Here is a 12484-nt window from a genome sequence, read left to right as displayed (position 1 = left end):
GTCGACCAGCAGGTCGACGACACCTGCCGGGCTCAGCGCCGTCCGCCGGGCTCAGGAGGGGCGGTGGGCTCAGGTTGGGCGGCGGGGAGGCTCACCTCGTCGCCCTTGCCGATCGCCTTGAGTGCGTCGACCGACTCCTTCGACGTCTTGATCGTGCGCTCCGGACCCTTTGCGCTGCTGAGGGCCCGCCTCCCGATCAGCACCAGCACGGCGGCGATCAGCAGGTAGATCCCGGCGGTGACCAGGAAGGCGAGTGCCGGGTGCAGGCCGAGCGCGTTGAACGCGTACGCCAACGCGATGGACAGCAGGACGATCGCCAGCAGCGCCAGGAAGGCAGCGCCGGCGAACAGGCCCGCGCCGGTGCCGGCCTTGACCGCGCTCTTCTTGAGCTCGGTCTTCGCCAGCTCGATCTCGCCGCGGACCAGGTTGGACAGGTCCTTGCTGGCGTTCGCGACGAGCTGGCCGACCGTGGGCTCGTCCCCGTTCTGCCCCATCGACATGGCACTCCTTCCACCGGTCCGTGGCCCCGACACTACCGCCGCCGTTACCCAACGCCATGCATCTGGCCCATGCGTCTGGCGGCCCGGCTCAGTCGGCGTACGCGCGGTTGCGGCGGAACAGCAACGCGGCGGCGATCAGGGCGGACAACAGCGAGCCGACCAGGACCGCGGCCTTGGCCCGTTCGACCTGCGCGATGTCGTCGCCGAACGCGAGCCCGGCGATCAGCAGAGCGACGGTGAACCCGATGCCGGCCAGCACCGACACGGCGCCGACGTCTCGCCAGGACAGGTCGGAGTTCAGCTCGGCCCGGGTGAAGCGCGCGGTCACCCACGACCCGCCGAAGACACCGATCATCTTGCCGAACAGCAGACCGGCGACCACTCCGATGGCGACGGGATCGGTGAGCATCTCGCGTACGGCGTTCCCGCTCAACGTCACCCCGGCGGCGAACAACGCGAACAGCGGTACGGCGACACCCGCCGACCATGGCCGGAGCCGGTGCTCGATCCGCTCGGCCGGCGCGTGCTCCTCCCCTGGATCGGGGACGACGCGAGTGGCCAGGCCGAGGGCGACGCCCGCGATCGTTGCATGGATCCCCGACTCGTACATGAACCACCAGGCCGCGATGGCGATCGGCACATACAGGAACGGCGTCCGGACGCGGCGACGCTGGAGCACGTACCAGACCGCGATCAGTGCGACCGAGGCGAGCAGCGGCAGCAGGTGGAAACCGTGCGCGAAGAACACGGCGATCACCAGGATGGCGCCGAAGTCGTCCACCACCGCGAGCGTGAGCAGGAAGGCTCGCAGTGCACTCGGCAGTGACGAACCGACGATCGCGAGCACCGCAAGGGCGAACGCGATATCCGTTGCCGTCGGCACCGCCCAGCCGTGCGGCCGGCCGTTCTCGGCGGTCAGGTTGATCGCGAGGTAGATGATTGCCGGAAGCACCATTCCGGCCAGGGCCGCGGCCACCGGCACCACCGCCTCGCTGATCCGCGACAGCGTGCCGACCACGAACTCACGCTTCAGCTCGACGCCGGCCAGGTAGAAGAACAGCGTCAGCGCGCCGTCGGAAGCCCACGCCTCCACGGTGAGCGGACCGAGCTGGGTGTCGCTCACCTGGTGGTAGGTGTCCTGCCACGGAGAGTTGGCCCACACCAGCGCGACCACCGCGGCGGCGAGGAGCAACAGACCACCGGCGGTCTCGGCCCGCAGAGTGTCGGCCAGGAAGGCACGTTCCCGTCCCAGAATGCGGGGGAACGCTCGCTTCTTCTGCCGGATCCTCGGGGGCTCACTCATGCATCGGGCCTTCGCTCGGGGTCACTCGGACGAACGCCGACCAGACTTCCCGGCACACCCGAGGCTGGATTCTACCTCGTGAGCCGCCCGGTCAGGTGGTCCAGACGCGGAGGTCGGGGCCCTTGGGGACGATGCCGGTCGGGTTGATGTTGTCGTGGGTGAGGTAGTAGTGGCGTTTGATCTGGTCGAAATCGACGGTGTCGCCGAAGGCCGGGAGTCGGTACAGGCGGCGGGCGTACGGCCAGAGGTTGGGGAACTCGGTCAGCTTGTTGCGGTTGGCCTTGAAGTGACCGTGATAGACCGCATCGAACCGGACCAGCGTGGTGAACAGCCGGATGTCGACCTCGCGCAGCGTGTCGCCGAGCAGGTACGGCCGATCCGCCAGTCGCTCCTCGAGTACGTCGAGCCGCGCGAACAGAGCGTCGTACGCCGCCTCGTACGCCTCCTGCGTGGTCGCGAAGCCGCAGCGGTACACGCCGTTGTTCACGTCGCGGTAGATGTCCTCGATCAGCTCGTCCATCTCGGCGCGATCAGCCGGGATCAGTTGCGGCGCACCCTCGCGATGGTGGTCGGTCCACTCGGTCGACAGGTCGAGCGTGATCTGCGGGTAGTCGTTCGTGACGACCAGACCCGTCACGGTGTCGATGATCGCCGGCACCGTCACGCGACCCTCGTACGTCGGATCGGTCCGCCGGTACGCGTCGGCCAGGAACTCGATGCCGAGCACCGGATCACGCCCGTCGGGATCGAGGGTGAACCGCCAGCCGCGCTCGTCCCGGATCGGGTCGACGATCGCCACGCTGATCGCATCCTCGAGACCGAGCAGTTTGCGCACGATCACGGATCGGTGCGCCCACGGACACGCCAGGCTGACCACCAGCCGGTACCTGCCGGGCTCGACCGGCCAGCGGTCCTGGTCGTCCGGACCCTCGCCCGGACCGGCGGCGGAATCGCGCGTGATCCGGCCGGTGAATCGGTTGCCCTGGCGCTTCCATTCGCCGGACGCTGAGCTTTCCTTCACGAACTGTGCGGGGCTCATAACGGTAAAACTACCCCCGCCGCTGGAATCGCCCGGCCGCGGACGCTCGCTGGCCGTGAGCCGGTAACTGACGTTACAGTCTGGCTGACAAGGTCGTCCGGGACAGCGCCGTCGCGGTCGGCCGGAGCAGCTCGAACGATCAGCACCACGACCGCGGCACGCGCCCCCCGGCAACCGGTTTGCCGGGCACATTCCCAGGGATACTGACCTCATGGCCCGCCCACGGAACAACCCCGGCGATCTCGCCGAACTCCCCACGGAGCTTCGGACCGATCGCCCGAAGGGTGACCAGATTCGCGAGATTCTGGAGAAACTCACCCGCTCGCTCGCCGTCGGTACGGTACTGCCGTCCGAGCGCGTGCTGGCGGAGCGGTTCGGCGTGGCCCGGATGACGGTGCGCCAGGAAGTGGACCGGGTGGTGGCCGAAGGACTGGCCGCCCGTCGTCCCGGCGGTGGCACCTTCGTTGCCGAGCCGCGGCCGACCCGGATCCTCGCGTCGTCGTTCAGCCAGGACATGATCGACCGCGGTATCACGCCGGGCGCCAAGGTGCTCGAGCATCGCGTCGGCGCGGCCGACGAGGAGCTGGCCCGCGAGTTGGAGGAGCCGGTCGGCACCCCGGTGCTGCACCTGGTCCGCCTGCGGACCGCGGACGGCGAGCCGATGGCAGTCGAGCGCACGGCACTGTCGTTGCGGCGGTGGCCGGGTCTCGACGAGGTCGACTTCGCCGAGAAGTCCCTGTACGGCGTGCTGTCGTCGCGCTGGGGTGTCGCCCTCGGGATGGTGTCGGCGTCGATCGTCGCGGCCCCACCGGACCCGATCGACGCCCAGCTGCTCGAGATCGACTCGACCACCCCGTGCCTGATCATCACCTCGGCCCCGCGGACCGCGAACGACCAGGTGATCGAATTCGGCCGCTCGGTCTACCGCTCGGACCGCTACGACATCACCGTGGCCTACCGCGCCACCTGACCGAGCTCGAGGTAGGCCTCGACCTCTTTGAGGATCAGGTCCATCGGCTTCGTCGCGTCCACCTGGAGATACCCCTGCGCCGGCCGCTTCGTCCGGTGCAGCCACCCTCGGAACGCCTGCTCGCCGCCGGCGTCCGCATCGCCGAGATCGACCGGCTGCAGGCCGACGCCTCGACGCTGGCTTCGCATCGGCACTCTGGCTCTGAGTCGACTGTCGATCACCGCGAGATCGTCCGTACGGGATTCCACGTACTTGTAGGCGACACCGCGCTCGTCGGCGATCTCCCGGCCCGTCGCCATGATCTCCTCGTACTGGCAGGGGCTGTCGATCACCACGCTGAACCCCTGATCCACGAGGCTTCGAGTCAACGCGTACATGACTGGGTAGGCGGCCCTGCCGCTTCCTTCGGCCGGCACGCCACCATCGAGCACGGCGCTCCTGATGACATCGAGATCGACGACGATCGCGCCGTACCGGGCACCGATGTGTCGCGCGATCGTGGATTTGCCGGATCCCGGAACGCCCGACATCTGCAGGAGAAACTGCGTGACGTCGCTCATGGCCGGCTAGACGTTCAGACTGCGGAGGATGTTCGGCGTCTCGCCGGCCGCGGTGAGCTTGGTGACGATTTCGACCGTCAGCGCCTGGACAAGCAGCGCGCCGACCATCGTCGAGGTGGCGCCGGTCCGTTCCGGGCTGCCGTCGACCTCGATCAGCGCGTCACCCGGCACGCCGCAGTTGTCGATCACCACGTCCGCGGTCTCGAACAGCCGCTGACCACCCGGCGCTCGCGACGTCGTCGCCGCACTGTGGGCCATCGACGTCAGCGCGATCACCAGGGCGCCACGCTTGCGCACTCCGAGCGCGAACTCCACCGGTACGGCGTTCCGCCCCGAGTTCGACGCGATCAGTACGACGTCACCCGCGGCGATCTCGTTGATCTCCAGCAGTACGTCGGCCAGCCCGGGAAGCCGCTCGAGCAGCGAACTCTTCTGCAACCCCTCGTGCAGCATCAGCCCGGGCTCGAGCACTGCCCGAACATCGGCCAGCCCGCCGGCCCGCCCGTACAACTCCTCGGCGATCAGGTGGCTGTGCCCCGTCCCGAATACCCAGAACACCCGCCCCGCGAGCGTCGCCTCGACCACCAGACCAGCCGCGACCCGAATCGCCCCGACCTGCGTCTCCGCCGCCCGCCGCGCGACGTCCAACGCCTTCTCCATGTACTCCTCAGCCCCAGCCATGACGCCGAACCTACCGACCCGCCGACGGCTCCACCAGGAACTCACCTGGACCTCTTCCGGAACTCTTCCCGACCGGAATCGTAGGACCGGCCAACGGATAGACTCCGGGCCGTGGACGAGCAGACGCCGAGCGTGTTGTTGCAGACGCCCAGTTGGTTGCTGACCCAGAGCGCGGCGCACGCGCAACGGATCGTGACCGAGTCCTTCGCGGCCGCGGGAGCGCGGCAGTACCACTTCCGCCTGCTCGCGACGCTGGTCGAGTTCGGACCGGCCAGCCAGGCGACGCTCGGCCGGCACACCGGCATCGACCGCAGCGACGTGGTTGCCGCCCTCAACGAACTGGTCGACGAGGGATACGTCGACCGTACCCCGGACCCCGCCGACGGACGCCGCAACATCATCACCATCACCGCCGCGGGCCGCCGCCGGCACAAACGCCTCACGACGCTGGTCGCGAAGGCCCAGGACGAGATCTTCGCCGCGCTGTCCCCGGCGGACCGCAAACGCCTGACCACCCTGCTCGCCCGCGTCCTGTCCCAGCACCAGTGACCCACCACCCGTGACCCAGCACCAGTCACCCAGCACCAGTGACCCGCCACCCGTTGACCCACCGTCCGGCCCGGAATTGGTCCTCTTCGGCGCAGATCGGGGACTGCTCGGCGATACGCCGGTTCCGCGCCGGGGTCCGCGGTTGGTAGAAAGGTAACCGGGCGCTCCAGCGCGCCGAAGCCAGCGAGGAGGAGTCGTCGACGTGACGAATGCAGAGTCACCCCAGTCCGAGGCACTGTCGAACCTGATGCACGAGGAGCGCAGGTTCGAGCCGCCCGCGGACCTGGCCGCCAACGCGAACGTCAAGGCCGATGCCTACGACCGCGCCGCCGCCGACTTCGAGGGGTTCTGGGCCGAGCAGGCCAAGCGCCTGACCTGGTCGGTGGAGCCGACCGAGACGCTGGACTGGAGCAACGCGCCGTTCGCGAAGTGGTACGCCGACGGCAAGCTGAACGCGGCGTACAACTGCGTCGACCGGCACGTCGAGAACGGTCTCGGCGACAAGGTCGCGTACTACTTCGAGGGCGAGCCCGGCGACACCCGGGAGATCACCTACGCCCAGCTCAAGGACGAGGTCAGCAAGGCCGCCAACGCGCTGCTCGAACTGAACGTGCAGCCTGGTGACATCGTCGCCATCTACATGCCGATGATCCCCGAGACCGTGGTGGCGATGCTCGCCTGCGCCCGGATCGGTGCCCCGCACACGGTCATCTTCGGCGGCTTCTCCGCCGAGGCGCTGAAGGACCGGATCCTGGACTGCGACGCGCGCGTCGTGATCACCTCCGACGGCGGCTACCGCCGGGGCGCGCCGGCGGCGCTGAAGCCCGCGGTGGACGCCGCGCTGGTGGACTGCCCCGACGTACGCAATGTGCTCGTGGTGAAGCGGACCGGCCAGGAGACCGCCATGGTCGAGGACCGCGACCTGTGGTGGGAGGACTTCGTCGGCAAGCAGTCTGTGGACCACACACCTGAGGCTTTCGACGCGGAGCACCCGCTCTACGTGATGTACACGTCCGGCAGCACCGGCAAGCCGAAGGGTATCCTGCACACGACCGGCGGCTACCTGGTCGGTACGTCGTACACGCAGTGGGGCGTCTTCGACCTCAAGCCGGACACCGACGTGTACTGGACCGCGGCCGACATCGGCTGGGTCACCGGCCACAGCTACATCGTGTACGGCGCCCTCGCGAACGCGAGCACCTCCGTGCTGTACGAAGGCACCCCGGACACCCCGCACCAGGGCCGCTGGTGGGAGATCGTCCAGAAGTACAAGGTCTCGATCCTGTACTGCGCGCCGACCGCGATCCGCACGTTCATGAAGTGGGGCGCGGACATCCCGGCGAAGTTCGACCTGTCCACGCTGCGGGTGATCGGGTCGGTCGGCGAGCCGATCAACCCCGAGGCCTACATCTGGTACCGCGAGAACATCGGCGGCAACAAGGCGCCGGTCGTGGACACCTGGTGGCAGACCGAGACCGGCATGCACATGATCTCGCCGCTGCCGGGCGTGACCGCGGGCAAACCGGGCGCCGCGATGAAGGCGATCCCGGGCGTCAGCGTCGACGTCGTCGACGACGCGGGCAAGTCGGTACCGGACGGCTCCGGTGGCTACCTCGTCATCACCAAGCCGTGGCCGGCCATGCTGCGCACGCTGTGGGGCGACGACGACCGGTTCGTCGAGACCTACTGGTCGCGCTGGCCGGGTGTCTACTTCGCCGGTGACGGTGCGAAGAAGGACGAGGACGGCGACCTGTGGCTGCTCGGCCGGGTCGACGACGTGATGAACGTCTCCGGCCACCGCCTGTCCACCACCGAGATCGAGTCCGCCCTGGTCTCGCACCCGAAGGTCGCCGAAGCAGCGGTCGTCGGCGCCTCCGACCCGACCACCGGCCAGGCGATCGCCGCCTTCGTCATCCTCCGCTCGGAGGCCGGTGACGGTGGACCGGACGTGGTCCAGGAGCTCCGCAACCACGTCGCCAAGGAGATCGGCCCGATCGCGAAGCCGCGCCAGATCATGGTCGTCGCCGAACTCCCCAAGACCCGCTCCGGCAAGATCATGCGCCGCCTGCTCCGCGACGTCGCCGAGAACCGCGAAGTAGGCGACGTCACCACCCTCGCCGACTCCACCGTCATGGACCTGATCAAGTCCAACCTGGAATCCGGCAAAGCCGACGAAGAGTAGAAACCCTTGAAAACAACAGGCCCCCGGGATTCCCCGGGGGCCTGTTGTGTGTCCGGGCGTGGATGTCAGACCTGGCCGGCCTTCTCCAGGGCGGAGCAGCAGGTGTTCACCAGCAGGCGCGTCACGTCGTACGGGTCGATGTTGGCGTTCGGGCGGCGGTCCTCGATGTAGCCCTTCTTGTCGACCTCGACCTGCCACGGGATCCGGACCGAGGCGCCGCGGTCGGACACGCCGTAGCTGTAGACGTCGTGCGGGGCGGTCTCGTGCGCGCCCGTGAGGCGCTCCTCGATGCCGTGTCCGTACCCCGCGATGTGCTCCTCGACCTTGCCCGGGGCGCCGAGCGACTCGCAGGCGGTGAGGATCGCGTCGTACCCCTCCCGCATCGCCTTGGTCGAGAAGTTCGTGTGGGCGCCGGCGCCGTTCCAGTCACCCTTGGCCGGCTTGGCGTCCAGCGTCGCGGCCACGTCGTACTCCTCGGCGATGCGGTACAGCAGCCAACGGGCCACCCACAGGTGGTCGGCCACCTCGACCGGGCCCGCCGGGCCGATCTGGAACTCCCACTGGCCGGGCATGACCTCGGCGTTGATGCCGGAGATCGCCAGGCCCGCCTCGATACACGCGTCCAGGTGCTTCTCGACGATCTCGCGGCCGAAGACCTCGTCGGCGCCGACGCCGCAGTAGTACGGGCCCTGCGGCGCGGGGAAGCCGACGGCCGGGAAGCCGAGCGGCCGGCCCTCCTGGAAGAACGTGTACTCCTGCTCGATACCGAACCAGGACTCCTGCTCGGCGAACTGTTCCGCGATCGGCAGCAGCTCGGCCCGGCGGTTCGTCGGGTGCGGGGTGCCGTTCACGAGGTAGACCTCGCACAGCACCAGCTTGTGGGCTCCGCCGCGGATCGGGTCCGGGCAGGAGAAGACCGGCTTGAGGACGCAGTCGGAGTTGTCACCCGGCGCCTGGTTGGTGCTCGAGCCGTCGAAACCCCAGTCCGGCAGCGCGGCGCCGTCAGCGAGGATCTTCGTCTTCGAACGCAGCCGCGCGCTGGGCTCGGTCCCGTCGATCCAGATGTACTCGGCCTTGTAGCTCACCGTCGGTCCCTTCGTCACGGCCGACATGTCGGGCGATCCGGACGGCCGAGTCTGACAGTGCCAACCAGCAATTTCGGACCTGTTGCTTCGGTGTGAACGCCGTGTTAACCGGGACGTGACGTAGACCTCCCGGGGCTCTACTGTCTTGGCGGTGACTCTGCTTCTGGCGATCGTGCACGCGGGGCTCGCGGCGGCGTGGGTCGGCGGGATGGCCTATTCGCTGTTCGTCGTCCAGCCCAAGCTCGAGAAGTACTTCGGCCCGAACCGGGACGGGCGTGAGGCCCTTACCACGGTGATTGCTTCAGGCAACCGGTGGAAGGTGGTCGGGCTGATCGCGGCGATCGCGGTCAGCGGGCTCGGCCTGCTGCTGATCGACCACCAGCACTGGTGGATCCACGCGCTCAAGGGCTTCTTGTTGCTCTGCGCCACCGGCATCTTCTGGTACGTCTCCTGGCGGCACTGGCCCGGCCGGGTCTTCGCCACGTCGTCCGAACTACCCGTTCTCCAGCGCCGGCTGATCGTCCTCGCGACCACCATGCTCGGTCTCGCCGGACTCGCCTTCGCGCTCGGGGTGGCCGCCGTACACCTATGACATCCGTCACGGATGCGTTCGTTGTGATCACATATCGTCAGAAATACATTGGAATTGAATGTATCTCCGGAGAGGAGTGCGACGACGATGTGTGGCATCACCGGATGGGTGGCCTACCGGCGCGATCTGGGCTCTGAGCACGACGTGATCGACGCGATGACGGAGACGATGTCGTGTCGCGGACCGGACGCACGAGGCACCTGGTACGCCCCGCACGTCGCCCTCGGGCACCGAAGACTGGCCGTCATCGACCTCCCGGGCGGTGAGCAGCCGATGACGACCGAGGTCACCTCCGACGGCCGCCAGGTCACCCTCGGCATGGTCTACAGCGGTGAGGTCTACAACTACACCGAACTGCGCGACGAGCTCCGCCGCCGCGGTCACCCGTTCACGACGGACTCCGACACCGAGGTCGTCCTACGCGCCTATGCCGAGTGGGGTACGGCGTTCGCCGAGCGGCTGAACGGGATGTACGCGCTGGCCATCTGGGACCCGCGGATCGAGACCCTGGTGATGGTCCGCGACCGGATGGGCATCAAGCCGTTCTTCTACTACCCGACCGCCGACGGCGTGCTGTTCGGCTCGGAGCCGAAGGCGATCCTGGCGAACCCCGACGTCACCCCCGCGGTCGAGATCGACGGGCTGCGCGAACTGCTCACGGTGTCGAAGACCCCTGGCGCCTCGCTGTGGGCCGGCATGTCCGAGGTCGAGCCGGGCACGGTCGTCACTGTCGACCGGGCCGGGATCCACGCCAACCACTACTGGCGGCTGCAGACCAAGGCACACACCGACGACCAGGACACGTCCGTCGCCCGGGTGCGTGAACTGCTCGACGACATCACCCGCCGCCAGTTGGTCGCCGACGTACCGCGCTGTGTACTGCTGTCCGGCGGACTCGACTCCAGCGCGATCACCGGGCTCGCGGCCGGTCAGCTGGCCGAGGACGGCCGCAAGGTCCGCAGTTTCGCGGTCGACTTCGCGGGCCACGCGGACAACTTCCGGCCGGACGAGCTCCGGAGCACCCCGGACACGCCGTACGTGCATGACGTCGCGGACCTGGTCAAGTCGCAGCACTCCGACATCGTGCTGGACAACTCCGTGCTGACCGATCCGGAGATCCGGCGGAAGGTGATCCGGGCGAACGATGCGCCGCTCGGCGGGGACATCTTCAACTCGCTGTACCTGCTGTTCAAGGCGATCCGCGAGCAGTCCACGGTCGCGCTGTCCGGCGAGTCGGCCGACGAGGTGTTCGGCGGCTATCTGTGGTTCCACGACCCGGCGGTGCGCGAGATACCGATCTTCCCGTGGATCGCGTACATGATGACCCGGCGCGGCGACGGGCCGGTGAGCGTACTGCGGCCCGAGCTGCGGAAGGCACTCGACCTCGGAGGGCACCTACGCGATCGGTACGCCGAGGCTGTCGCCGAGGTGGAACGGCTCGACGGGGAGTCCGACGACGAGTGGACGATGCGGAAGATCTGCTACCTGCACCTGACCCGGATGGTGCGGATCCTGCTCGACCGCAAGGACCGGATGAGCATGGCCGTCGGGCTGGAGGTGCGGGTGCCGTTCTGCGACCACCGGCTGGTGGAGTACGTGTACAACACCCCGTGGTCGCTGAAGACGTTCGACGGCAAGGAGAAGAGCCTGCTCCGCGCCGCCACCCGGGACGTCCTGCCCGAGTCCGTCGCCGAACGCAAGAAGTCGCCGTACCCGCAGACCCAGGACCCGGCGTACGCCGAGGCGCTGGCGGGTCAGGTGCGCGGACTGATGGCGGACAACCACGCTGTGTTCGATCTGGTCGACCGGAACGCTCTCGAGCCGTTCACGACGGCCGAGGCGGCAGCACGGGGACGCCGGCATCTCGAGCAGACGTTGTCACTCGCGACCTGGCTGGATCTCTATCGACCTGACCTCCGCCTGACCTGAGCCGACCGATCCTTAGGTGATCCTCATCTAGCTGTGCCACGATTGGCGCCTCTCGTTCGGAGGTGATCGCAATGGCACAGGAGACCCTGCAGCTGCTGGTGAGCATGCACCGGATCGTGCGGCACCTGCGCCGGAGCAGGACGACGGCAGTCCTGCATCCGACGCAGTTCCTCGCGCTGATGCTGGTCGCCGATGAGCAACCCATCCGGATCGGTGAGATCGCGACCCGGGTGCCGTGCTCACAGCCGACCGCGACCACCACGGTCGCCTCCCTCGAGGAGGCCGGGCTCGTCCGTCGCGAGCCCGACCCCGTCGACGGCCGCGCCACCGCCGTCGTCCTGACCGAAGCCGGCGCCGCCACCGTCGAAGCCTCCGGCCAGCAAGCGGCTGCCGAACTCGGCAACCTGCTTCGCCGGCTGAACGAAGAAGACCAGGCCCTGGTCCTCAAAGCCGGCGAAGCCCTCGCCCGAATAGCCGACGACCTCTGATCATTTCCGGGGCAGCCCAGGGCACCTCACCAAATGCCCTTCCTGCACCGCCGACGCCCGCTAGACTTGACTTGCCAAGAGACAAGAGTTCCTCGGAAGTGGACCCGGCAGCTCACCGGACGGTGGACGAGCCGGGTCTCGCGTTTCACAGCTCTCTCAGCTGACAGAACGGCGCAACAGCGCGCCGCCAGTCACTGCCGCGCATCCAGCTCCAGGCAACGGCGTCCGGCACCCAGAGCAGCGGATCCGACTTGGCAGGCAGCACATCCCAGCGCAGCGTCTCGTGACAGCTGAACAGACGTGTCGCGTCGCGTAGCCAACGGCGGTCGTGCGCAGCGGTCGACTCCTCCAGCTCGACCACGAGGCGCTCGGCCGGCTTCTCGTGGTTGAAGTGCAACCGCTCCTGCCCTGGCAGCAGAAGCCCTCTCAGCGCCTTGCGATTGACGGCGACATCACCTGCCGGGCACCGTGCGGCGGCCATCAGGAGTCCCCGGGACTTGGTTTCGTCGACGAACACGTGGATCGGCATTTCCCCGCCCTCTTGAGTGGCAAGGATTGACCTTCACACGTGACGGGAGGGTTTCGGGTTGGGACGCGGGGGCATCC

The 12484-nt window shown here is 68.3% G+C and carries 13 protein-coding genes; 6 read left to right on the top strand and 7 right to left on the bottom strand.

Annotation, left to right across the window (positions count from 1 at the left end; translation table 11 throughout):
- Positions 1 to 32: 32 nt before the first annotated feature.
- The 3 genes from ACGFH6_RS38150 to ACGFH6_RS38140 form a co-directional block, all read right to left on the bottom strand.
- Positions 33 to 494: a phage holin family protein gene (locus tag ACGFH6_RS38150; RefSeq protein ID WP_393394462.1), complete on the bottom strand. Its 462-nt coding sequence runs from the start codon at positions 492 to 494 to the stop codon at positions 33 to 35.
- Between the two features lie 94 nt (positions 495 to 588).
- Complete coding sequence (gene nhaA, locus ACGFH6_RS38145; protein ID WP_393394459.1) at positions 589 to 1803, bottom strand: Na+/H+ antiporter NhaA; 1215 nt, start codon at positions 1801 to 1803, stop codon at positions 589 to 591.
- Between the two features lie 91 nt (positions 1804 to 1894).
- The gene (locus ACGFH6_RS38140) at positions 1895 to 2842 is read right to left on the bottom strand and encodes a glutathione S-transferase family protein (protein ID WP_393394456.1); all 948 of its coding nucleotides are present in this window, start codon (positions 2840 to 2842) and stop codon (positions 1895 to 1897) included.
- 211 nt (positions 2843 to 3053) lie between these two features.
- Here ACGFH6_RS38140 and ACGFH6_RS38135 point away from each other — a divergent pair, with 211 nt between their 5' ends.
- Positions 3054 to 3812: a GntR family transcriptional regulator gene (locus tag ACGFH6_RS38135; RefSeq protein WP_393394453.1), complete on the top strand. Its 759-nt coding sequence runs from the start codon at positions 3054 to 3056 to the stop codon at positions 3810 to 3812.
- On the opposite strand, the gene ACGFH6_RS38130 is transcribed toward ACGFH6_RS38135, so the two are convergent.
- Both ACGFH6_RS38130 and ACGFH6_RS38125 read right to left on the bottom strand, forming a co-directional pair.
- Positions 3797 to 4372, bottom strand: a complete 576-nt coding sequence (locus ACGFH6_RS38130) for an AAA family ATPase (protein ID WP_393394450.1) — start codon at positions 4370 to 4372, stop codon at positions 3797 to 3799. The two genes, ACGFH6_RS38135 and ACGFH6_RS38130, sit on opposite strands and share 16 nt — an antisense overlap.
- Positions 4373 to 4378: 6 nt before the next feature.
- Complete coding sequence (locus ACGFH6_RS38125) at positions 4379 to 5053, bottom strand: sugar isomerase domain-containing protein (protein ID WP_393394447.1); 675 nt, start codon at positions 5051 to 5053, stop codon at positions 4379 to 4381.
- A gap of 111 nt (positions 5054 to 5164) precedes the next feature.
- Between ACGFH6_RS38125 and ACGFH6_RS38120 the strand changes: the two genes are divergently transcribed.
- Both ACGFH6_RS38120 and acs read left to right on the top strand, forming a co-directional pair.
- Positions 5165 to 5602: a MarR family winged helix-turn-helix transcriptional regulator gene (locus ACGFH6_RS38120; protein ID WP_393394444.1), complete on the top strand. Its 438-nt coding sequence runs from the start codon at positions 5165 to 5167 to the stop codon at positions 5600 to 5602.
- A gap of 247 nt (positions 5603 to 5849) precedes the next feature.
- Positions 5850 to 7784 (top strand): acetate--CoA ligase, encoded by a 1935-nt coding sequence (acs, locus tag ACGFH6_RS38115; RefSeq protein WP_393395099.1) that lies wholly within the window; start codon positions 5850 to 5852, stop codon positions 7782 to 7784.
- Positions 7785 to 7849: 65 nt separating this feature from the next.
- Here the strand turns inward: acs and glnII are convergent, their stop codons facing one another.
- On the bottom strand, positions 7850 to 8896 hold the full coding sequence (glnII, locus tag ACGFH6_RS38110) for a glutamine synthetase (RefSeq protein ID WP_393394441.1): 1047 nt from the start codon (positions 8894 to 8896) through the stop codon (positions 7850 to 7852).
- A gap of 124 nt (positions 8897 to 9020) precedes the next feature.
- Here glnII and ACGFH6_RS38105 point away from each other — a divergent pair, with 124 nt between their 5' ends.
- The 3 genes from ACGFH6_RS38105 to ACGFH6_RS38095 all read left to right on the top strand — a co-directional run bounded on the left by ACGFH6_RS38105 (position 9021) and on the right by ACGFH6_RS38095 (position 11878).
- Positions 9021 to 9461, top strand: coding sequence for a hypothetical protein (locus ACGFH6_RS38105; RefSeq protein ID WP_393394438.1), 441 nt, complete (start codon positions 9021 to 9023; stop codon positions 9459 to 9461).
- A gap of 87 nt (positions 9462 to 9548) precedes the next feature.
- Entirely contained in the window at positions 9549 to 11390 is a 1842-nt protein-coding gene (asnB, locus tag ACGFH6_RS38100; RefSeq protein WP_393394436.1) for an asparagine synthase (glutamine-hydrolyzing), read from the top strand.
- 71 nt (positions 11391 to 11461) lie between these two features.
- Positions 11462 to 11878, top strand: a complete 417-nt coding sequence (locus ACGFH6_RS38095) for a MarR family transcriptional regulator (RefSeq protein WP_360442688.1) — start codon at positions 11462 to 11464, stop codon at positions 11876 to 11878.
- Positions 11879 to 12023: 145 nt separating this feature from the next.
- Here the strand turns inward: ACGFH6_RS38095 and ACGFH6_RS38090 are convergent, their stop codons facing one another.
- Positions 12024 to 12407: a hypothetical protein gene (locus ACGFH6_RS38090; protein ID WP_393394433.1), complete on the bottom strand. Its 384-nt coding sequence runs from the start codon at positions 12405 to 12407 to the stop codon at positions 12024 to 12026.
- Positions 12408 to 12484 lie beyond the last annotated feature (77 nt).

The organism is Kribbella sp. NPDC049227 (genome assembly GCF_043197265.1).
Classification (GTDB): domain Bacteria; phylum Actinomycetota; class Actinomycetes; order Propionibacteriales; family Kribbellaceae; genus Kribbella.
This window is presented reverse-complemented; position numbering and strand designations above follow the sequence as displayed.

Coding starts and splice junctions, on each gene's coding strand:
- ACGFH6_RS38150 (WP_393394462.1), bottom strand. CDS start 494: ATGGGGCAGAACGGGGACGAGCCCACGGTCGGCCAGCTCGTCGCGAAC.
- nhaA (WP_393394459.1), bottom strand. CDS start 1,803: ATGAGTGAGCCCCCGAGGATCCGGCAGAAGAAGCGAGCGTTCCCCCGC.
- ACGFH6_RS38140 (WP_393394456.1), bottom strand. CDS start 2,842: ATGAGCCCCGCACAGTTCGTGAAGGAAAGCTCAGCGTCCGGCGAATGG.
- ACGFH6_RS38135 (WP_393394453.1), top strand. CDS start 3,054: ATGGCCCGCCCACGGAACAACCCCGGCGATCTCGCCGAACTCCCCACG.
- ACGFH6_RS38130 (WP_393394450.1), bottom strand. CDS start 4,372: ATGAGCGACGTCACGCAGTTTCTCCTGCAGATGTCGGGCGTTCCGGGA.
- ACGFH6_RS38125 (WP_393394447.1), bottom strand. CDS start 5,053: ATGGCTGGGGCTGAGGAGTACATGGAGAAGGCGTTGGACGTCGCGCGG.
- acs (WP_393395099.1), top strand. CDS start 5,850: ATGCACGAGGAGCGCAGGTTCGAGCCGCCCGCGGACCTGGCCGCCAAC.
- glnII (WP_393394441.1), bottom strand. CDS start 8,896: ATGTCGGCCGTGACGAAGGGACCGACGGTGAGCTACAAGGCCGAGTAC.
- asnB (WP_393394436.1), top strand. CDS start 9,549: ATGTGTGGCATCACCGGATGGGTGGCCTACCGGCGCGATCTGGGCTCT.
- ACGFH6_RS38095 (WP_360442688.1), top strand. CDS start 11,462: ATGGCACAGGAGACCCTGCAGCTGCTGGTGAGCATGCACCGGATCGTG.
- ACGFH6_RS38090 (WP_393394433.1), bottom strand. CDS start 12,407: ATGCCGATCCACGTGTTCGTCGACGAAACCAAGTCCCGGGGACTCCTG.